Annotated in this window: 16 protein-coding genes and 1 pseudogene; 8 read left to right on the forward strand and 9 right to left on the reverse strand. The window is 72.2% G+C overall.

Translation table 11 applies throughout. The features are described 5' to 3' along the window. Positions 1 to 26 precede the first annotated feature (26 nt). The 5 genes from AB0M30_RS32845 to AB0M30_RS32865 all read left to right on the forward strand — a co-directional run bounded on the left by AB0M30_RS32845 (position 27) and on the right by AB0M30_RS32865 (position 6,036). On the forward strand, positions 27 to 1,412 hold the full coding sequence (locus AB0M30_RS32845) for a DUF5691 domain-containing protein (RefSeq protein WP_364591816.1): 1,386 nt from the start codon (positions 27 to 29) through the stop codon (positions 1,410 to 1,412). Next, positions 1,409 to 2,497, forward strand: coding sequence for an AAA family ATPase (locus AB0M30_RS32850; RefSeq protein ID WP_364591819.1), 1,089 nt, complete (start codon positions 1,409 to 1,411; stop codon positions 2,495 to 2,497). The genes AB0M30_RS32845 and AB0M30_RS32850 overlap by 4 nt, the downstream gene beginning before the upstream one ends. Then, positions 2,494 to 4,677: a DUF5682 family protein gene (locus AB0M30_RS32855; RefSeq protein ID WP_364591822.1), complete on the forward strand. Its 2,184-nt coding sequence runs from the start codon at positions 2,494 to 2,496 to the stop codon at positions 4,675 to 4,677. The genes AB0M30_RS32850 and AB0M30_RS32855 overlap by 4 nt, the downstream gene beginning before the upstream one ends. After that, complete coding sequence (locus AB0M30_RS32860; RefSeq protein WP_103340432.1) at positions 4,674 to 5,840, forward strand: VWA domain-containing protein; 1,167 nt, start codon at positions 4,674 to 4,676, stop codon at positions 5,838 to 5,840. Before AB0M30_RS32855 ends, AB0M30_RS32860 begins: the two co-directional genes overlap by 4 nt. A gap of 73 nt (positions 5,841 to 5,913) precedes the next feature. Continuing rightward, the gene (locus tag AB0M30_RS32865) at positions 5,914 to 6,036 is read left to right on the forward strand and encodes a ribosomal protein bL36 (protein ID WP_364591825.1); all 123 of its coding nucleotides are present in this window, start codon (positions 5,914 to 5,916) and stop codon (positions 6,034 to 6,036) included. A 367-nt stretch (positions 6,037 to 6,403) separates the two neighbouring features. On the opposite strand, the gene AB0M30_RS32870 is transcribed toward AB0M30_RS32865, so the two are convergent. After that, the gene (locus AB0M30_RS32870; RefSeq protein WP_364591828.1) at positions 6,404 to 6,772 is read right to left on the reverse strand and encodes a VOC family protein; all 369 of its coding nucleotides are present in this window, start codon (positions 6,770 to 6,772) and stop codon (positions 6,404 to 6,406) included. 88 nt (positions 6,773 to 6,860) lie between these two features. Here AB0M30_RS32870 and AB0M30_RS32875 point away from each other — a divergent pair, with 88 nt between their 5' ends. After that, positions 6,861 to 7,490, forward strand: a complete 630-nt coding sequence (locus AB0M30_RS32875; protein ID WP_364591831.1) for a winged helix-turn-helix transcriptional regulator — start codon at positions 6,861 to 6,863, stop codon at positions 7,488 to 7,490. Between the two features lie 5 nt (positions 7,491 to 7,495). On the opposite strand, the gene AB0M30_RS32880 is transcribed toward AB0M30_RS32875, so the two are convergent. The 8 genes and pseudogenes from AB0M30_RS32880 to AB0M30_RS32915 all read right to left on the reverse strand — a co-directional run bounded on the left by AB0M30_RS32880 (position 7,496) and on the right by AB0M30_RS32915 (position 17,949). Beyond that, positions 7,496 to 8,416, reverse strand: coding sequence for an NAD(P)/FAD-dependent oxidoreductase (locus tag AB0M30_RS32880; protein WP_364591834.1), 921 nt, complete (start codon positions 8,414 to 8,416; stop codon positions 7,496 to 7,498). 143 nt (positions 8,417 to 8,559) lie between these two features. Beyond that, positions 8,560 to 8,763, reverse strand: a pseudogene (locus tag AB0M30_RS32885) (NAD(P)-binding protein); the annotation flags it as partial. A gap of 71 nt (positions 8,764 to 8,834) precedes the next feature. Further along, the gene (locus AB0M30_RS32890) at positions 8,835 to 11,219 is read right to left on the reverse strand and encodes a polysaccharide lyase 8 family protein (RefSeq protein WP_364591837.1); all 2,385 of its coding nucleotides are present in this window, start codon (positions 11,217 to 11,219) and stop codon (positions 8,835 to 8,837) included. A 379-nt stretch (positions 11,220 to 11,598) separates the two neighbouring features. After that, entirely contained in the window at positions 11,599 to 13,053 is a 1,455-nt protein-coding gene (locus tag AB0M30_RS32895) for an aldehyde dehydrogenase (NADP(+)) (RefSeq protein ID WP_364591840.1), read from the reverse strand. Between the two features lie 15 nt (positions 13,054 to 13,068). Beyond that, positions 13,069 to 14,196 carry a hypothetical protein gene (locus tag AB0M30_RS32900; RefSeq protein ID WP_364591843.1) on the reverse strand — a complete coding sequence of 376 codons (1,128 nt, stop codon included), beginning with the start codon at positions 14,194 to 14,196 and terminating at the stop codon, positions 13,069 to 13,071. Between the two features lie 4 nt (positions 14,197 to 14,200). Next, a complete protein-coding gene (locus AB0M30_RS32905; RefSeq protein WP_364591845.1) occupies positions 14,201 to 15,457 on the reverse strand; it encodes a glucarate dehydratase family protein in 1,257 nt (418 codons plus the stop codon). After that, positions 15,457 to 16,392, reverse strand: coding sequence for a 5-dehydro-4-deoxyglucarate dehydratase (locus tag AB0M30_RS32910; protein WP_364591848.1), 936 nt, complete (start codon positions 16,390 to 16,392; stop codon positions 15,457 to 15,459). The genes AB0M30_RS32905 and AB0M30_RS32910 overlap by 1 nt, the downstream gene beginning before the upstream one ends. Positions 16,393 to 16,443: 51 nt before the next feature. Beyond that, positions 16,444 to 17,949: a sodium:solute symporter family protein gene (locus tag AB0M30_RS32915; RefSeq protein ID WP_364591851.1), complete on the reverse strand. Its 1,506-nt coding sequence runs from the start codon at positions 17,947 to 17,949 to the stop codon at positions 16,444 to 16,446. A 153-nt stretch (positions 17,950 to 18,102) separates the two neighbouring features. On the opposite strand from AB0M30_RS32915, the gene AB0M30_RS32920 reads away from it, so the two are divergent. Beyond that, positions 18,103 to 18,912, forward strand: coding sequence for an IclR family transcriptional regulator (locus AB0M30_RS32920; RefSeq protein ID WP_103338629.1), 810 nt, complete (start codon positions 18,103 to 18,105; stop codon positions 18,910 to 18,912). Positions 18,913 to 18,935: 23 nt separating this feature from the next. Next, positions 18,936 to 19,742 carry an NAD(P)-dependent oxidoreductase gene (locus AB0M30_RS32925; protein ID WP_364591855.1) on the forward strand — a complete coding sequence of 269 codons (807 nt, stop codon included), beginning with the start codon at positions 18,936 to 18,938 and terminating at the stop codon, positions 19,740 to 19,742. The last annotated feature ends 139 nt before the right edge of the window (positions 19,743 to 19,881 follow it).

Raw genomic sequence — 19,881 nt, forward strand, 5'->3', positions numbered from 1 at the left:
TACGCAAAGGAAGCCGAGGTGTCCCGATGAAAGCCTGGGAAGACCTCGTCGGCACCGCTCTCCTCGGCACCCGGCGGCGCACCCTGGACCCCGCCGCCCAGCCGGCCGCGGTCCAAGAGCTCATCGCCGGGCGCGCCGATCCGGCCGAGCAGCTGCTCGCCGCCGCGGCCGTGCTCAGCACCTACCGGCGGGCCGGGCGGCGGCCGCTGCACGACGTCCGGCCACTGCCCGTGGCCGCCGGCGACGAACGGCCCTTCGTGCCACCGCTCGCCCGGGAGCGGCTCGGCCGGCTGCTCGCCGCCAGCCACCCCGACCTCCTGCTCGAGTGGCTGGGCATCGTCGCCGGCACCGATTACCGCGTCCCCCCGGAAACCCTGCCGCTGCTCGCCGAAGCCGCGCGCACCAAGGCGGCCCTGCGCGGGCCGCTGGTCGCCGTCGCCGGGCCCCTCGGCGCCTGGCTCGGGCAGCGGAACCCCGACTGGGCCTTCCTGGCCGCGCCGGCCGAAGAATCCGGCGACGTCTGGCAGTACGGCAGCCTCGCCCAGCGCCGCCGGTGGCTCGGCGCCAAGCTCGCCCAGGATCCCGACGCCGCCCGCGAAGCCCTCACCACGTCGTGGAAGACCGAGCCCGCCGACGTCCGCGCCGACTTCCTCGGCGTCCTGGCCGGCCACGTCCGGGCCGGCGACGAAGCCTTTCTCGAAGCCGCGCTCACCGATCGGGCCGCCGGCGTCCGCGAACAGGCCGCCGACCTGCTCGGCCGGCTGCCGGGCACGCGCTACGGCCGGAGCATGGCCGAACGGCTGCGCCCGCTGGTCCACCGCCGGAACCGGGTGCTCACCGTCTCCCTGCCCCACGGCGAACGCGGCGACGGCACCGTCCGGCTGCGCACCCTCGTCGCGGCCGCGCCGCTCTCCTTCTGGACCGAGTTCGGCCCGCCGGCCGAGGTGGTGCGGATGGCCGTCGAAGGCTGCCCGGCCGCCGTGCTGCGGGAGTCCTGGGCCACCGCCGCCCTGCGCCAGCGCGACGAAACCTGGGCGCAGGCCCTCATCGGCGCCGACCCCGGCGGCCGCACCACGCCGCCGCTGCTCGGGGTGCTGAGCCCGGCCGGCCAGGCCGCCACCGTCGGGCACCTGGTGAGCCGGCTGCCCGTCGAGTCGTTCGCGCGGCTGGTGCACGAACTGCCCCGGCCCTGGACGAAGGAACTCGGCACCGCGCTGCTCGACTGGATCGCCCGCCAGGCCGACCACCGCCTGGTCTCGCACGCCGCCGTCGTGATCGCGCGCGCGGTGCCGCCGCAGTGCCTGCGCCACCCGCTGGCCACCACCCGGCTGACCATGGACGCCGGGCCGTGGCGCCGGGCGCTCACCGAAACGCTGAACTTCCGCCGCGAAATGTACGAGGAGCTCGCATGACCGCCCCCGCCACCGTCCTCCGGCCGCACGCCGAGCAGGACCACGCCGCCGAGCTGGCCGCGCTGGCCGCCGCCGACGAACGGGTGAAGCCGCCGAACTGGAACCTCTCGCCCTGGGCCGTCGTCGAGTACCTGCTCGGCGGCACCCTGCCGGACGGCACCGTGATCACGCCGAAGTACGTCGGCCCGCGGCGGCTGATCGAGGTCGCCGTCGCCACGCTCGCCACCGACCGCGCGCTGCTGCTGCTCGGCGTCCCCGGCACGGCGAAGACGTGGGTTTCGGAGCACCTCTCCGCGGCCATCAGCGGCGATTCGACGCTGCTGGTGCAGGGCACCGCGGGCACGTCCGAGGAGTCGATCCGCTACGGCTGGAACTACGCGCGGCTGATCGCCGAGGGCCCGAGCGCGGCCGCCCTCGTCGAAAGCCCGGTGCTGCGCGCGATGCGGGACGGCAAACTGGCCCGGCTCGAGGAGCTGACCCGCATCCCCGCCGACGTCCAGGACTCGCTGATCACCATCCTGTCCGAGAAGACGCTGCCGGTCCCGGAACTGGGCACCGAGGTGCAGGCCCGGCCGGGCTTCAACCTGATCGCGACGGCGAACAACCGCGACAAGGGCGTCAACGAACTGTCCAGCGCGCTGCGGCGGCGGTTCAACACGGTCGTGCTGCCGCTGCCGGACAGTGCCGAGGCGGAGGTCGAAATCGTCAGCAGGCGGGTCGCCGAGCTGGGCACGGCGCTGCAGCTGCCCGCGGAAGCCGCCGAGCTGGCCGAGATCCGCCGCGTCGTCACGGTGTTCCGCGAGCTGCGCTCGGGCCGCACCGAAGACGGCCGCACGGCGGTGAAGTCGCCGTCCGGCACGCTGTCGACCGCCGAGGCGATCAGCGTGCTCACCGGCGGGCTCGCCCTGGCCGCCCACTTCGGCGACGGCGTGCTGCGCCCGCACGACATCGCCGCGGGCATCCACGGCGCGGTGGTCAAGGACCCGGTGGCCGACCGGGCGATCTGGATCGAATACCTGGAGACCGTGGTCCGCGAGCGCGACGGCTGGGCCGACTTCTACCGGGCGGGCCAGGAGCTTTCGTGACGGCAACCCACCTGCTCGGCATCCGCCACCACGGCCCGGGATCCGCCCGGGCCGTGGCGGCGCGGCTCGCCGAACTCGAACCCGACGTAGTGCTCATCGAGGGGCCACCCGAAGCCGACGCCCTGGTCGAGCTCACCGAAGACCCGGCCATGGCACCCCCGGTCGCGCTGCTGGCCTACGCGACCGACGACGTCTCGCGCGCCGCGTTCTGGCCGTTCGCCGTCTTCAGCCCCGAATGGCAGGCGCTCGCCTACGCCCGCGAAGCCGGCATCCCGGTGCGGTTCTGCGACCTCCCGGCCGCGCACACGTTCGCCGCGGGGCCGGACGAGCACGCGGGCCCGCCGGTCGACCCCCTGGCCCTGCTGGCCTCGGCCGGCGGGTACGACGACCCGGAACGCTGGTGGGACGACGTCGTCGAGTCGCGGCGGGACACCGAAAGCCCGTTCGAAGTGATCGCCGAGGCGATGAGTGCGGTGCGGGAGGACGAAGAACCCGCACAGGGCAACGAAGCCCGGCGCGAGGCGTACATGCGCTCGGTGCTGCGCCGCACCCGCAAGGACGGCTTCGAGAACATCGTCGTCGTCTGCGGCGCCTGGCACGTGCCCGCGCTGGCGGATCCGCTGCCACCGGCGTCGCACGACCAGGCCGTCCTCAAAGGACTCCCGAAGCGGAAGGTCGCCTGCACCTGGGTGCCGTGGACGCACGGGCGCCTCGCCACGGCGAGCGGCTACGGCGCCGGCGTGCGGTCGCCGGGCTGGTACCACCACCTCTTCACCACCCCCGAAGACGTCACCACGCGCTGGCTGACCGGCGTCGCCGGGGTGCTGCGGGAGGAGGATCTGCCGGTCTCGACCGCGCACGTCATCGAGGCGGTCCGCCTGGCCGAGACGCTCGCGACGCTGCGGGGGCGGTCGTCGGCCGGGCTCGCCGAGGTCACCGAAGCCACCCGGTCCGTGCTGTGCGGCGGGGACGAGGTGCAGGTCGAGCTGGTCACGCGGCGGCTGGTGGTCGGCGAACGGCTCGGCGAGGTGCCCGAGCGCGTCCCGCAGCCGCCGCTGGCCGCGGACCTGACCGCGACCGCGAAACGCCTGCGGCTCAAGAAGGACCCGATCGTCAAGGAGCTCGACCTCGACCTGCGGACGCCGGGCGGGCTCGACCGCTCGAAGCTGCTGCACCGGCTGCGGATCCTCGGCATCGAGTGGGGCAGCCGGGAGGCGTCGGCGCGGCGGAACAAGGGCACGTTCCGCGAAACCTGGGCGCTGGCCTGGGAACCGTCGTTCGAGGTGGACCTGGTCGCAGCCGCCGTGCACGGCACCACCGTGCCGTCGGCGGCCACCGCCGCGGTCCGGGGCACCGTCGACGGCACGCCACCGCTGGACGAAGTCACCACGGCCGTCGAGAACTGCCTGCTCGCCGACCTGCCGGAGGCGCTGCCCGAAGCGCTCGCGGCCCTCGACGCGCGGGCGGCGGCGGACGCGGACGTCGCCCGGCTGATGTCGGCCCTGCCCGCGCTGGCCAGGGCCACCCGGTACGGCAACGTCCGCGGCACGGACACCGGCGCGCTGCGGGCGGTCGCCGACCGGATGCTCGACCGGATCTGCGCCGGTCTGCCCCCGGCCGCCCACGGCATCGACGACGACGCCGCGGCCCGGCTGGCCAAGCTCGTCGACGGCGTGCACGACGCGACCTCGTTACTCGGCGACGAGCCGAAGGAACGCTGGCTGGCGGCGCTGGCCCGGCTGGCGGAACGGCCGTCGCTGCCCCCGCTGCTGGCCGGCCGGCTCACCCGGATCCTGCACGACGCCGGGCTGTTCGACGCGCTCGACGTCGAACTGCGGCTGGGCCGGGCCCTCACGCCGGGTGTCGTGCCGGCGGCGGGCGCGGCTTACGTCGAAGGCTTCTTCGACGGCGGGGCACTGCTGCTGGTGCACGACGAAGGCCTGCTGCGGGTGATCGACGCGTGGCTGGCCGGGATCCACGCCGACGTCTTCACCGAGGTGCTTCCGTTGCTGCGCCGCACTTTCGGGGCGTTCAGCGGACCCGAGAAACGAGCGATCGGGCAGCGCGCGGCCGGGCTCACCGGTGCCGCTCGCGTCGTGCCCGTGGCCGACGAACTGGACGAGGACCGGGCCGAGCGCGTGCTCCCCGTCCTCGCGACACTGCTGGGGGTGGGGGCGTGACTACCGCGGATGCCGACCGGGTGCGACGCTGGCGGCTGGTGCTGGGCGGGGACGGCGCCGGCCCCGGGCTGACCGACGCCCAGCTGTCCGAAGAGGACAGTGGCGTGGACGCGGTGCTGGCCGCCCTCTACGACAAGCCCGACGAGGAAGCGGCGGGCGGGCCGCGCAGCGCGAACCTGGGTGCCTCGGCGCCGCGGGTCGCGCGCTGGCTCGGCGACATCCGGCGCTACTTCCCGAGCACCGTCGTGCAGGTCATGCAGCGCGACGCGGTCGACCGGCTGGGGCTCACCCGGATGCTGCTGGAGAAGGAGCTGCTGTCGGCGGTCGAGCCGGACGTCCACCTGGTCGGCACGCTGCTGTCGCTGAACGGCGTGCTGCCGGAGGAGACCAAGGAGACCGCGCGCGAGGTGGTCCGCAAGGTCGTCACCGAGCTGGAGGAGCGGCTCGCCGAACGCACCCGCGCGGCGATCCGGGGCGCGCTGGACAAGGCGTCGCGCACGCACCGGCCGCGCCCCGGCGACGTCGACTGGGCGCGCACGATCCACGCGAACCTGAAGCACTACTCCCCCGAGCTGCGCACGATCGTCCCGGAGAAGCTGATCGGCTTCGGCCGGCGGCAGCAGGCGGTGCAGCGGGACGTGATCCTGGCCGTCGACCAGTCGGGCTCGATGGCGGAGTCGGTGGTGTACTCGGGGCTGTTCGGCGCGGTCCTGGCGTCGATGCGGGCGTTGAAGACGTCGTTCGTGGCGTTCGACACGGAGGTCGCGGACCTCACCGAGCACCTCGCCGACCCGGTCGACGTCCTGTTCGGCACTCAGCTGGGCGGCGGCACGGACATCAACCGGGCGATCGCGTACTGCCAGGGCCTGGTCGAGCGCCCGGAGCGGACGCTGCTGGTGCTGATCAGCGACCTCTACGAAGGCGGTGACGAGGACGAACTGCTGCACCGGATCGCCGAGCTGGCCGGCGCGGGGGTCCAGGTGGTGACGCTGCTGGCGCTGTCGGACTCCGGCGCACCGTCGTACGACCACGAGAACGCGGCGGCCCTGGCCGAGCTGGGCATCCCGGCCTTCGCGTGCACCCCGGACCAGTTCCCGGACTTGATGGCCGCAGCCATCCGCGGCGACGACCTCCAAAGCTGGGCGGCCCGCGAGAGCAGCTGAGTTGCGGAATCAAACCGACCCCGTGGTGGTTGAGCAGGGTGTGGGACAGCTCCCGCAGGAAGGACGGCTCGCCATGAAGGTCCGCAGCTCGCTCCGCTCGCTCGCCCGCCAGCCGGGTGCCCAGGTCATCCGCCGGGGGTCCAAGGTCCTGGTGATCAACAAGGACAACCCGCGTTCGAAGGCCCGCCAAGGCTGACCGCCCGCGACACCACAGGGCCCCGGAACCCACCCGGTTCCGGGGCCTGCCGCATCCCGAGGGTCATCTCGCGTGACCAGCCAGGCATCACCCCTGATCAAGCGGGCATCACCCCTGATCAAGCGGGCATCACCCGTGACCAGCCAGGCATCACCCGTGATCGAGCGGGCAACAGGCCGATGCTCCAATCACGCGAGATGCCTCCCGGATCACGCGAGATGCCCCTCCAATCACGCGTGTCGTCCCTCCAATCACGCGAGTTGACTCCTCAATCACGCGAGTCGTCCTCCCAATCACGCGAGATGCGCCTCGGCGCACGCTCAGCAGCGCTGCCCGAGTCGCCGGGGCCGGTTGCGCAAGCGCTGCGTCAGGCCGGGCCCGCGAGACCGATGACGTTGCCCTCCGGATCGGCGAAGTGGGCGACCACCAGATCCCGTCCCGGGGCGCGGTCCGGGCCCATCCGGCGGGTGCCACCGAGGCGTTCGGCCTCCGCGAGCGCCGCGGCGACGTCCGGGACGCCCACGTAGAACACCACGTGACCCTCGAAACCCGCGCCGCCGCCGACGCCGCCCGGGATGGTGTCCGTCTCCACGAAGCCGTAGGCGCCCGGTTCCGACACCTGGTCCGACACCGGCCCGGACGTGTCGAACCCCCAGCCGAACAGCTCGCCGTAGTACGCGCGCAGCCCCGCCGGGTCGGTACCGATGATCTCGAAGTGCACGACCGGCCGTCCCATGACCGTTCCTTCCCGTCGACATCCGGACCCGGCCGACCATACGCCCGTCCAGTTGTTAAAAACAACCATTGAGTTGTACACTAAGACCATGCCGACGAGCCGCAGCTACGGGGACGCCTGCACGATCGCCCGCGCCCTGGACGTCGTCGGGGAACGCTGGGCCCTGCTCGTGGTGCGCGAGCTGCTGCTCGGGCCGCAGCGGTTCTCCGACGTCCGCCGCGCGCTCCCCGGCGCCAGCTCGAACCTGGTCACCGACCGGCTCCGCGAGCTCGAGGGCCGCGGCGTCGTGACGCGCCGGCAGCTGCCGCCCCCGGCCGCCTCGGCGGTCTACGAGCTCACCGGCTGGGGCCGCCAACTGGAGCCGGTCGTGCTCGCGCTGGGCGCGTGGGGCGCGCGAGTCCCGCTTCCGCAGCCCGCGTCACTCGGCGTCACGTCCGTGCTGCTGTTCCTCCGCGGGTCCGCCCGCCCGCGCAGCACCGCGTGCTACCGCGTCGAACTGGACGCTCGCGTGTGGACGGTCCGCACCGAGCCGGGCCGCATGACGATCGAGCCGGGCGAGCCCGGCGCCCCGGACGCGACGATCCGGACCGATCCCTCGACGCTGAACGCCCTGCTCGAGCGGCCTCACCACCTCGAGAAGGCCATCGCCGACCACAAAGTGACGATCGAGGGCGAGCGGAACGCGGTCCGCAGGCTCCTCCGAGAACACGAAGGCTGAGAACTTCAGCCCGCGCGGGCGAACCGCAGCACGCCGTCGTCCACGCGGGCGAACCGCATGTCCGCCAGGTCCAGCAGGTAGTTCTGGCGCATCGTCCAGGGCCGCCGCCCGCCTTGCTTCGGCAGGCCGGGAGCGGCCCGCTTGATGTACCCCGACTGCAGGTCCACGATCGGGCGGGGCCGGCCCGCGTCCGACGCCGAGGCCGCGTCCGGCACGCAGAACGCGAACCCGTGCCGGTCCAGGTGGGCCAGCAGCCGGCACACGTACTGCGACGCCAGGTCCGCCCGCAGCGTCCACGAGCTGTTCGTGTACCCCACGCACCACGCCAGATTCGGCACCCCGCCGAACATCGTGCCCTTGTACGCCCGCTGCTCCCCCGGCTCGACGGCCCGCCCGTCGACCGAAAGCGCGATCCCGCCGAACGCCACCAGCCGCAGCCCCGTCGCCGTCACGATGACGTCGGCCGCCAGCGTGCGGCCCGACTCCAAAGCCACGCCGGACGGGGTGAACCGCGCGATCCGGTCCGTCACGACGTCCGCCTTGCCCGACCGCAGCGCCCGGAACAGGTCCGCGTCCGGGACCAGGCACAGCCGCTGGTCCCACGGGTCGTACGACGGCACGAAGTGCGGGTCCACCGGGATCGACGCCGGCAGCTGAGCCGCCACGCGCTTGCGCAGCACCTGTGACGTCCGGCCCGGCAGCCGCCGCATCAGCTGGAAGTACAGCGTGCCCATGACCACGTTCTTGCCGCGGATCACCCGGTGGGCCAGCCCCTCCGGCAGCAGCGCCCGGAGCCGGTCGGCGAGCGCGTCCCGGCCCGGGCGCGCCACGATGTACGACGGCGACCGCTGCAGCATCGTCACGTGCGAAGCGCGCGACGCGAGCGCCGGGACCAGCGTCACCGCCGTCGCCCCGCTTCCGATCACCACGGTACCTGTGCAGCGGTTGTCACTCGTACGAGTCCGGGCACGTCGTCGACTTCCCGGGCCGCGCTGAGTTCGCCGGGGAGATCGTGCACCCGCAGCACTGGCCGGATTCGCTGGACTAACGGGACAAGCGGGTCAGGATGTGGGCGGAACGGATAACCGAGGGTGAACATGTCCGAATCGGAGCGGATGCCCGGGTACCGGAACAGGTCCCAGGTGCCGCCGATGGTCTCGCGCGCTTCCAGCACCGCATACGTCTTGCCCGGCAGGCGTTCCTGCAGGCGGCAGGCCGCGCCGATCCCCGACAGGCCGGCGCCCACGATCAGGACGTCCACGTGCTGGGTCATGCCCGGCAGCCTGACCGAGGTGGGGACCCCGCCGGACCGGGTCGGGGCACCGGCCCGGCGGGGAGGTCTGCCTACACCAGGACCACCTTCGTCGCGCCGAACGTGCCCTTCAGCGGCACCTCCACGGACCGGCCGCGCACCGTCACCGTGACACTGTCCTGCAGCTGCGTCGGATCCGACACGGCGAGCTGGGTCCGGGCGCCGCACCGCCCGATAGCCACCGAGGCCGGGCCCGACACGCCGATGTCACCGGCCGAGCCGGCCGCGAAGAAGTTCGCCAGCACCATGCCACCGGCCACGCGGATCGCCTGCACCACCGGGGTGTTCGCGAGCACCCGCCACGCCCAGGACGCCGTGAGCGTGTCGATCACCGAAGCACCCGGGAGCACCGCGTACGCGTACTTCGCGTCCGTCGGCTTCACGCCGTGTTCCAAGACCAGCTTCTGGTACCGGCGCGTGTTCGGTGTCGTGGTGCCCTTGGTGTTGGCGCCCGTGTCGATGTCGCGCCACGCGCCCGTCCGGTCTTCGCGCACCGCCGTCACCGAGGCGTCGTCGAGGAGCAGGTACCCGCCGACGTGCTCCAGGTGCGCCCAGCGCGGCCGCCGCAGCGCGGAGGCTTTCCCGAGGTCGGTGGCCACGCGCCGGCCGTCGGCCAGCAACGTCCCGCGGCCGCCCTCGCCGAGGTTGCGGTTCTCGATCGTCGTGCGCACCGCGTAGGGCGACGTGCTGGTGATCCCGGCGCCGAGGCAGAGGATGCCGTCCGGGGTGAAGAACCACGACTTCTTCGCGACGAGCGAGCCGTCCCAGTTCTTGAAGCCGAACGCGTACGCGCCGTGCCGCGCGTCCCAGTGGACGCCGCCGGTGTGGGCGTCCGGCCCGACCGGCACCCCGCCGAACTTCGGGTCGACCGGGCCGTCGTGCTCGGTCGTGCCCGGCAGCAGCAGCGGGTCCACCGTCGGCCAGTAGGCGTCGGTGTAGTGGCCCTTGGCGTTCGGCAGGAACGTGTAGAGCACGCCGTCGCCGACGTGGTAGCCCTTCATGTTCTGGCCGTTGATGGCTTCGTAGCGCGAGATCCGCGTCGAGCTGACGCCCAGCGAAGCCGACCAGTCGTCGGTGACGTGCACCATCCGGTCCTGCTGGCCGAAGATCCGGTGCGTCGCCACCACCCGCGCCGGGCGCGCCCCGGACGCGAGCATGTCCTGCGCGAACTCGATGCCCGGCGTCGCCACCAGGTCCGGGCCGGGCGCGAACCGCTCCGGGTCCGGGATCTTCAGGAACGGCGCGTACTCGCCTTCCTTGATCCACTTCGCGGCCAGCGCGTTGAGGTCGGTCTTCGTCTTGCCCGCCGCCGTCCGGGCCAGCACCAGCGTCGCGACGGTGAGCTGGTGGCCGATGTCGTGGCCGGTCTCCCCCTGGCGCGACAGCATCCGCCCGCGCACCGGCTCCATCAGCGCGCCCGCGTAGACGAAGGGCGCGAAGCTGTCGGCGACGAGCGCGTAGATCTTGTCCTTGAGCGGCTGCGGGAGCGCGTACGCGGTGCCCTGCGTGACGTGGATGGCGCCGGCGAGCGCGGTCAGCAGCACGATGCCGTAGTGCCCGGGGTACGGGATGGTGTCGTGCTGGATGAACGAGCCGTCGACGTGGAAGCCGTCGCCCGCCGCGCGGTCCAGCTTCGCGACGACGCTCGCCGCGCCCCCGCCCGCGACGTCGGTGAGCGCGTCGATGCCGGTTTTGATCCACGCGGTGTCGCCGAGCAGCGCGCCCGAAACGATCGAGATGAGGGCTTTGTCCGCGCGGTTGGCGCCGGTTTCGACCACCGACGCGTTGTTCGCGCGCAGGTTCGGGTTGCCGACGAACCGCTTGACCGGCGCCAGGTAGCGGGCCAGCTGCTCGGCGGTGAGCTGGTCGGCGACCACCGACAGCGTGTGCAGCAGGTAGTACGGGATGCCGATTTCGTAGGTGTACCAGTTGCCGATTTCGCCGACGTTCTCGTTGTACTGGCTGGCGTGGATCAGCTCCAGCGCGGTCTTGATGCGGTCGAGCACGACGGGGTCGCCGGACAGCGCCCCGCCCGGCGTGCCCCAGTCGACGGCGATCGCGCGCAGCCGCGCGTACATCGAGGTGGTGTAGTCGCTGCCCGGGCCGAGCGGCAGGTCTGTCCACAGTGGAGCACCACCGCCGGCGACGGACAGGCTCGCGTTGTAGGCCTTCGCCACGCGGCCGAGGTTGGCCAGCGCCGCGGCCCGTTCCGGCGACGGCCGGTTGATGCCGGCCTGCAACTGCCGGTACGCGGCGACGATCGGCGCGGTCGCGGCGGGGACCGGGCCGGCCGCTTTCGCCGCGGGAACGGCCACGGGCGCCGCCGCGGGTGCGGCGTAGGCCGGGCGGGTGAGGAGCACGGTGGAAGCGGCCGCCAGGGCACCGCCGCGCAGGGCATTTCTCCGGTTCACGGGCATGACAACGCCTCCCAGGATCAAGACATCCTTGGCTTGCGGGGAACGGGGATTCAGTTGTGCGGCGGCGAATTTTGTTCTGTGAGGGGTCACCTTCGGAGCATCTGGTGCCCCGAAGGTGACCTTTCCGGCTCTCGGCCCCGGAAACTGTCGGTGCCGAGCGGTAATGTGGAAACGGGGGGCGCCCCCGCGGGTCGGTGGCGCCGAATCGGTCGAGCGTGGTCAGTGGCGCCGGATGGGTCGCGCTGGTCGGTGGCGCCGATCAACGGAAACTGTCGGTGCCGGCCGATAGACTGGAACCGGGGGGCGCCCCCGCGGCGGTCAGCGGATCAGCGGTCAGCGGATCAGCGGTCAGCGAATCAGCGGTCAGCGAATCTGCGGCTCAGCGGGAGCCGTCGGTGCGGCGGGGCAGCTGCCAGGGGTTGGCCTCCTGCAGGGGTTCTGGAAGCAGAGCGTCCGGGAAGCCCTGCCAGGCGATCGGCCGCAGGAACCGCTCGATCGCCGCGGTGCCGACGGACGTCGTCGTCGGGGCCGTCGTGGCCGGGTACGGGCCGCCGTGCTGCTGGGCCCAGCTCACCGTCACTCCGGTGGGCCAGTCGTTCCACAGCAGCCGGCCGGCGATGCGGGCCAGGGACGGCAGCACCGGCCGGAGCCAGTCCACATCGGGCTCCTCGCCGTGGATCGTGGCGGTGAGCCCCGGTTCGACCACGTCGAGCAGGCGCAGCAGCTCGGCCTGGTCGGCGTAGGTGACGATCAGCGACGCCGGCCCGAAGCACTCTTCGTGCACGGTGTCGCCGCCCTCGAGGAACTGCTTGGCCGTGGTGGCCAGCAGCGTCGGGGTGAACGCGGGCGCCGAAGACTCCGACGAAGACACGACCTCGACACCCGGGACCTCCCGCAGCGCAGACAGCTGCGACGAGAACCCGGAAGCGATCCGGTCGTTGAGCATCGGCTGCGCCGGGGCGCCGTCCAGGGCCGCGCGCAGCGTGTCGGTCAGGCCGTGGTCCTCCGGCAGGAACAGCAGGCCCGGCTTGGTGCAGAACTGGCCGGCGCCGAGGGTGAACGACCCGGCGTAGCCCTTCGCCACCGCTTCCCCGCGCGCGGCGATCGCGGCCTCGGTGACCACCACCGGGTTGACGCTGCCCAGCTCGCCGTAGAACGGGATCGGCCGCGGCCGCGCGTTCGCGATGTCGAACAGCGCGCGCCCGCCGGGGATCGAGCCGGTGAACGACGCCGCCGCGATCCGCGGGTCCTTCAGCGCGGTGACGCCTTCCTCCTGGCCGAAGATCACGTTGAACAGGGCCGCCGGGGCGCCCGCCTTGATCAGCGCCTCCCGCACGACCGAGCCGGTCTGCGCGGACAGCTCCGGGTGCCCGGGGTGGGCCTTGAGGACCACCGGGCAGCCCGCGGCCAGCGCGGAGGCGGTGTCCCCACCGGCGACGCTGAACGCGAACGGGAAGTTGCTGGCCGCGAACACCAGCACCGGCCCGATCGCGGTCTTGACGCGGCGGATGTCCGGGCGGGGGCCCATCGGCCAGTCCGGGTCGGCGTGGTCGACGGTGGCACCGAGGTACTCGCCGTCGGTGAGGACCTCGGCGAACAGGCGCAGCTGGAACGTCGTGCGCTTCAGCTCGCCGGCCAGCCGCGGGGTCTCCGGCAGGTGCGTCTCGGCGTGCGCCAGCGGGACCAGTTCGCCCGCGGCGGCGTCGAGGGCGTCGGCGACGGCGGTCAGCCAGCCGGCGCGTTCGGCCGGGGTCGCCTCGGCGGCGGGACGGGCGGCGTCGGCGGCTCCCGCCAGGATCTTCTCGAGCGTGGCGGCGTCGGTGGCCTGGCTCATGGGTGGAACAGCTCCTCAGTTCTCATGGGCGGCGGCGGTGGCCGTGCCCAGGTCGCCCCAGCGACCCGGACCGGCCAGTCCGAGGTGGTACAGGTGCAGCTCGACGGCTCCCGCCTTGGCGAGCTCGCCGACGTACGCGGCGATGTCCGGCACCGGCGCGGCCGCGACCGCCGTGATGTAGCTGGCGATCGCGACCCGTTCGGGCAGGGCCTCCCGGGCCGCCGCGACGGCCTCGGCACCCGTCGCGGGGACCCACCCGAACAATACGACCGCGTCGACGTCGTCGGGCGCCGACGGCGTCAGCCCGGGCAGCGCGCCGGTGACCCACGGGTCGAGCGCGCCGTGCAGCACGATCCGGATGCCCTCCGGCAACGTGGCCAAAACCGCGGCCCGCAGCTCGTCGACCGACTTCTGCCGGGACCGCAGCAGCATCGAAGTCAACGAGGGCGGCAAGCCATCGGCCGTCACCCCGAGGTCCCCGGTCGCGATCAGCCGCCGGACCTCCTCGACGAGCTGGGCCCGGACGGTGTCCGCGTCGACGTCCCAGGACGCGGCGCAGGCGTCGCAGCAGCAGATCGACAGCAGCCGGGCCACCGCGGGCGCCCACACGCCGTCGGTCTTCTCGTGCTGGTGCTGGTGCACCGCGCCGAGCGGGCCACACGCCTCGAGGATCACCGAAGCCAGCTCCAGCCCCGCGACGGCCTCCGCGGTCACCTTGGCCGCGTACTCGCGCACGGCAGGCTGCGAAGGGCACAGCGCCCACGGGTAGGCCTCGCCGAAGCAGTTGCGGACGACGACGTCCGGGTGCTCGTAGCCGAGCTGGGAGTGGTGGGTCAGCACGATCCAGGCGGCGGCCGGGATCCCGGCCTCGTTGAGCAGCCGGACGGCGTCACCCCCGGAATCCGAAGACGACACCCAGTCCGGAGTGGACGGACGCAGCGTGCCCCACCCGTCGGCCACCGGCCGGTAGAAAGCCGCGTGCCGCGCAACCACGGCCGTGGTCGACGGTGACCACGGTGTCGCCGCGCGGGCGCTGTGGTACGACAGCGCCACGGCCACCTCGTCGACGCCGAGATCCCGGGCGCGGGCGGCGAACCCGTCCTCCAGGACGTCCCAGGGGTAGGCGTATCCCGTCACCTTCACCGGCTCACCACCTCGCCGTGTTCGCTTCGAACCCGGGCACGTACTTGCGCATGTAGGTCCCGTCGTCGCGCTTGGTCAGTCCACATCGGACGTAATTCTCGTGCAGGCGAGCCAGCGCGTCCTCGTCGAGGGTTATCCCGAGCCCCGGCGTCGTGGGCACCGCGACGGCGCCCTCGCGGAACTCCAGCACCCCGGGTTCGATGACGTCCTCGACCTTCCACGGCCAGTGCGTGTCGCAGGCGTAGGTCAGGTGCGGCGTCGCCGCGGCGACCTGCACCATCGCGGCCAGGCTGATCCCGAGGTGGCTGTTCGAGTGCATCGACAGGCCGACGCCGAAGCTCTCGCACGTCACCGACAACGCCTGCGTGGCCCGCAACCCGCCCCAGAAGTGGTGGTCGGACAGCAGCACGCCGATCGCGCGCGCCCGGAACCCCGGCTCGACGTCACCGAAGTTGACCACGCACATGTTGGTGGCCAGCGGCATCGACGCCTCGGCGGCCACCTGGGCCATGCCGTCGATGCCCGGCGTCGGGTCCTCCAGGTACTCGAGGACGCCGTCGAGCTCGGAAGCGACGCGGATGCTCGTTTCGACCGTCCAAGCGCCGTTCGGGTCGATCCGCAGCGGGTGCCCGGGGAACGCCTCGGCCAGCGCGCGGACGCCCTCGATCTCCTGCGCGGGCTCGTAGACTCCGCCCTTGAGCTTGATCGAGCGGAAGCCGTACTCGTCGAACATCCGCTTCGCCGACCCGACCAGCGTCTCGGGCGTGGTGATCTCGCCCCAGGAGTCCTCGCGGCCGTCGATGTGCTTGCCGTACTTGTAGAACAGGTAGGCGGAGAACTCGACGGCGTCGCGGGCCCGGCCGCCGAGCAGGTCGGTCACCGGACGGCCCAGGAGGTGCCCCTGCGCGTCCAGGCAGGCGACCTCGAACAGCGAGTACACGCTCGCGATCGTCTTGCGGATGGAGAACCCGCCGATCAGGCCGTGCGCGTCGGTCAGCACCGTGTCCGACAGCGCTTCCGCGACCAGCCGCTGCAGGCCGGGAAGGTCGAACACGTCGTGGCCGCGCAGCCGCGGCAGCACCTTGCGCACCTCGCCGAGGAAGGCGTCGTCGCCGTAGGACTCGCCGAGCCCGACGATCCCGTCCTCGCACTTGACCTGGACGACGCAGCGCAGCGCGAACGGCTCGTGCACGCCCATGACGTTGAGCAGCGGCGGGTCCGCGAACGCGACCGGGGTGAGCACCACGTCGAGGATCCGCATCAGCCGAGCCCCTTCAGCGTCACGAAGCCGTCCTCCACGACCTTCTCGAGCCGGCGGACCTGCTCCGGCGTCGGTTCGACCAGCGGCGGCCGGACCGGGCCGACCTTGTCGCCGCGCAACCGGGCGGCGGCCTTCACGAGTGAGACGGCGAAGCCGGGCGTTTCGTCCCGCAACGCCACCAGCGGCAGGTAGAACCCGGTGAGCAGGGCGTCCATCACCCGCGTGTCGCCTTCGCCGAGCGCGCGGTGGAAGCGGTGGGCGATCTCCGGCGCGAAGCAGTGCACCGCCGAGGAGTACCGGGCGACGCCGATCGCGGCGTACGCCTTGGCCGAGACCTCCGCGGTCGGCAACCCGTTGAAGAACAGGAAGTTCCGCGCGCGCTCGGTGTCCAGCGACCGGATCGTGGTGACGATCCGGGTCATCACCTCGACGTCGCCGTAGCCGTCCTTCAGCCCGACGACCGACGGGATGTCCAGCAGGGAAGCCGCGGCCGGCGCGGTGAACACGCCGGTGCCGCGGTGGTACACGATGACCGGCACGGACGAGTCGCCGACGGCGTACCGGACGAAGTCGACCAGCCCCGCCTGCGGCCCGGACACGAGGTACGGCGGCAGCAGCAGGACGCCGTCCGCGCCACCCGCCTGGGCCGCCGCGATGCCGGCCCGCGCCGACGCCGCGCCGCCCCCGGCACCCACCCAGACCGGGACGCGGCCGGCGGCCACCTCCCGGGCCCGGGTGAGCACCGAGGCGTGCTCGGCGGGCGAGAGCGAGCTGAACTCGCCGGTGCCGCACGCGACGAACAGCGCACCGGCGCCCGCCGCGATGTGGCTCTCCACGTTCTCCGCGAGTGCGTCGAGGTTGACCTCGAGGTCCTCGGTGAACGGGGTGAGGGGGAACGCCAGCAGGCCGTCCAGCTCGATCTCGTTCTGTGCCATCAGTCTTCTGCTCTCTCGTCCTTTTTCGGGTTCGGCCGGGTGTGGCCTGCGTCAGGCTGGCACGGTCGTGCCTTCCTTCTTGCGGTCGACGTCGTCGTCGGCGTTCACGGTGTCGACGATCTCATCGGCGGCCGCACTGCGCTCGGGGGCGAGCAGGCCGAGACCGATGTACAGGGCGAGCGAGACCAGGATCGGCGTCGCGACCACCACGGTCTGGTTCGCCTTGAACACGTAGTACACCAGCGCGTAGTCGAGCAGGCCGCCCGCCCAGGAGATCAGCGCCGCGCGCGGGCCGCACTTGCGGAACCACGGCAGCATGCCCAGCAGCAGCGGGATCGAGATCGGGCCCATCAGCGCGGCGACCCAGTTGACGACGATCTGCAGCACGCCGCCGAGGTTCTGCGCCTGGGTGGCCACCAGCATGGTCAGCGCGACGAAGATCACCGTGGTGATCCGCGCGGCCTTGAGGCCCTGGACGTCGGTCCACTGCCGGGTGCGGCGGAACATCGCCGGGATCATGTCGCGGGTGATCACCGCGGAGATCGCGTTGGCGTCGGAGGAGACCATCGCCATCGTGTGCGAGAAGATCCCGGCCAGCACCAGGCCGACCAGGCCCGGCGGCAGGAACGTCGTGGTCATGATCGCGTACGACTGCGTGGGGTCCTTGACGCCGGGGATGAGCAGCGGCGCGGCGAACATCGGGAACATCAGCACCAGCGGCCACAACAGGTACAGCGCGGACGAAAGCCGCGCGCCGCGCCGGGCCTCTTGGGTGCTGGGCGCGGCCATGTACCGCTGCGCCAGGTTCCACATGCCTCCGTTGTACTCCAGCGTCTTCACGAGCACGTAGACGAGCAGGAAGATGGTGGTGTACTTGGACGTCACCGGGTCGAGGTGGTTCTCGGGCAGCTTGTCCCACATCGTCCAGAGCGCCGAGATCCCGCCCAGCTTGCCGAGCACCACGACGATCATCACGACCGCCGCGATGGCCTGGATGACGAACTGGCCGAAGTCGGTGAGCGCGTCGGCCCACAGGCCGCCGATGGTGCAGTAGACCAGGGTGACCGCCCCGGTGATGAGGATGCCGAGGTTGTAGTCCAGGCCGGCGAAGACGTGCAGCAGCGTCGCCACGGCGAACCACTTGGCCGCGATGTCGAAGATCTTCAGCAGGCTGCCGCTCCACGCGAGGGCCTGCTGGGTCGGCACGTTGTACCGCTTGGCGAGGTACTCCAGCGGGGAGGCGACGCCGAGCTTCGAGCGCAACCGGTTCCAGCGGGCGGCGAACAGCCAGCTGCCGATGCCCACGCCGATGCCGATGCTGGCGAAGCCCCAGAAGTACACGGTGACGCCGCTGGTGTACGCGACGCCCGCGTACGCGACGAAGAGCACGGCGCTGTAGCCGGACATGTGGTGCGAGATGCCCGCCAGCCACCACGGCATCTTGCCGCCGGCCGTGAAGAAGTCCTTGACGTCGCTGACTCTCTTGTGCGACCACCAGCCGATCACGATCATCAGCGCGAAATACGCGCAGACCATCGCCCAGTCGAGTGCGTGCACCGCAGGCTCCCTTCCGCGTCCACATCGATGTGGTGCCACTGTTCACATCTATGAACGGAGTCTGTTATAGTGATTATGTTCATCCATAAGAACGTTGTTCGGGACGCTAATATGGCCGGGGTCACAAGTCAACGGCCGGACGGAGGCGCACAAATGCCGCAGAAGGTGGACAACCCGGCGGCGGCCGACGGCGCCCCCGCCGAGAGTTCGGGTGTCAAGTCCGCCCGGCGGGCCGTCGACCTCATCGAGACCTTCGCCGCGAACGACGTCTGGCTGTCCCTGTCGGACCTGCACGCGCGCACGGGCTTCCCGCGCTCGTCGCTGCACGGCCTGCTGCGGACGCTGCTGGAGGCCGGCTGGCTGGAGGCGGACGCGAACACCGCCCGCTACCGCCTCGGCGTCCGGGCGCTGATCTGCGGCACGGCGTACCTGGACCGCGACGCCGTCGTCCCGTTCGCCACCGAAGCGCTGGAGCGCATCCGGGAGAAGACCGGCTTCACCGCCCACTTCGCGCGCCGCAACGGCACCGAGGTCGTCTACCTGGAGACGCGCGAGTCGCAGCGGTCGACGCACCTCGTCTCCCGCGTCGGGCGCACGCTGCCCGCGCACGCGACCGCGCTGGGCAAGGCGCTGCTGGCCGAGCTGACGCACGACGAGATCGAGGCGCTGATGCCGGCGACGCTGACCGCGCTGACGCCGAACACCATCACCACGCTCGAAGGCCTGCACGCCGAGTTCGCCGCCACCCGCGAGCGCGGGTACGCCGCCGAGGTCGAGGAAGGCACGCTGGGCGTCCGGTGCGTCGCCGCGGTGATCCCCTACCGCATCCCGGGCACCGACGCGATCAGCTGCTCGATGCCCATCGCCCAGGTGACCGACGACGACGCCCGCCGCGTCGGCGAGCTGCTCGCCGAGACCACCGCCGAACTCGGGCAGCAGCTGCGCCGGGCCGGCATCCGTTAACCCTTCTGTGTGAGAGGAACCCCATGACGGACCAGCGCGTGCTCATCACCGGGTCGGCGGGAGTCGTCGGCACCCTGATGCGCCCCCGCCTGCGGCGCCCGGGCCGGGTGCTGCGCCTGCTCGACCTGGCCCCGCAGACGGCGTCCGACGTCTCCGAAGAGGTCGTGACGGCCTCGGTGACCGACCCGGCGGCGATGGCGGAAGCGTGCGAAGGCGTCGACGCGCTGATCCACCTGGGCGGGCACAGCCGCGAGAACTCGTGGGAAGCGACCCTGGACGTCAACATCAACGGAACGCAGACGGTCCTGGAGGCGGCGCGGGCCGCCGGGATCCAACGGGTGATCCTGGCGTCGAGCAACCACGCGGTGGGCTTCCGCCGCGTCGATTCCGACCTGCCGGCGGACTCATCACCGCGGCCGGACACGTTCTACGGGGTCAGCAAGGCGGCGATCGAGGCACTGGGAAGCCTGTACCACTCCCGCTTCGGCATGGACGTGATCGTGATCCGGATCGGTTCGTGCTTCGAGACACCGTTGCCCCTGGGCCCCCGAGGCCTGACGACCTGGCTCTCCCCCGACGACGGCGCCAGGCTGTTCGAGGCGTGCCTTTCGGCGCCTTCGCCGGGCTATCGACTGATCTGGGGCGTCTCGGACAACACCCGCCGCATCTACTCCCTGACGGAGGCGGAGGCCCTGGGCTACAAGTCCCTGGACGACGCGGAGGTGTACGCGGACCAGCTGGCAGAGAAGCCGGCCCCCACGGGCCCCGCGGCCGAGTACGTCGGCGGCCCGTTCTGCACGGCACCCCTGGGCGTGTTCAACCCCCTCTGACCTACCAGAGGAGGCCAAAGGAGGCCGAAGGCCTCAGCCCCGAAGGGGCATCCAGACCCCCCGCAACCCCGATCCGAAGCCAGAACACGGCCGGCGGCACGTTGTCAAGGCACGCTTTCCCGCCTTGACAACGTGCCGC

This window comes from Amycolatopsis sp. NPDC051716 (assembly GCF_040681595.1).
In the GTDB taxonomy this organism is placed as follows: Bacteria; Actinomycetota; Actinomycetes; order Mycobacteriales; family Pseudonocardiaceae; genus Amycolatopsis.

What these genes read in the sequence shown, in the direction of transcription:
- AB0M30_RS32875 (WP_364591831.1), top strand. Translation starts at nt 6,861, where the DNA reads ATGCCGACGAGCCGCAGCTACGGGGACGCCTGCACGATCGCCCGCGCC.
- AB0M30_RS32850 (WP_364591819.1), top strand. Translation starts at nt 1,409, where the DNA reads ATGACCGCCCCCGCCACCGTCCTCCGGCCGCACGCCGAGCAGGACCAC.
- AB0M30_RS32845 (WP_364591816.1), top strand. Translation starts at nt 27, where the DNA reads ATGAAAGCCTGGGAAGACCTCGTCGGCACCGCTCTCCTCGGCACCCGG.
- AB0M30_RS32890 (WP_364591837.1), bottom strand. Translation starts at nt 11,219, where the DNA reads ATGCCCGTGAACCGGAGAAATGCCCTGCGCGGCGGTGCCCTGGCGGCC.
- AB0M30_RS32895 (WP_364591840.1), bottom strand. Translation starts at nt 13,053, where the DNA reads ATGAGCCAGGCCACCGACGCCGCCACGCTCGAGAAGATCCTGGCGGGA.
- AB0M30_RS32925 (WP_364591855.1), top strand. Translation starts at nt 18,936, where the DNA reads ATGACGGACCAGCGCGTGCTCATCACCGGGTCGGCGGGAGTCGTCGGC.
- AB0M30_RS32865 (WP_364591825.1), top strand. Translation starts at nt 5,914, where the DNA reads ATGAAGGTCCGCAGCTCGCTCCGCTCGCTCGCCCGCCAGCCGGGTGCC.
- AB0M30_RS32870 (WP_364591828.1), bottom strand. Translation starts at nt 6,772, where the DNA reads ATGGGACGGCCGGTCGTGCACTTCGAGATCATCGGTACCGACCCGGCG.
- AB0M30_RS32920 (WP_103338629.1), top strand. Translation starts at nt 18,103, where the DNA reads ATGCCGCAGAAGGTGGACAACCCGGCGGCGGCCGACGGCGCCCCCGCC.
- AB0M30_RS32905 (WP_364591845.1), bottom strand. Translation starts at nt 15,457, where the DNA reads ATGCGGATCCTCGACGTGGTGCTCACCCCGGTCGCGTTCGCGGACCCG.
- AB0M30_RS32910 (WP_364591848.1), bottom strand. Translation starts at nt 16,392, where the DNA reads ATGGCACAGAACGAGATCGAGCTGGACGGCCTGCTGGCGTTCCCCCTC.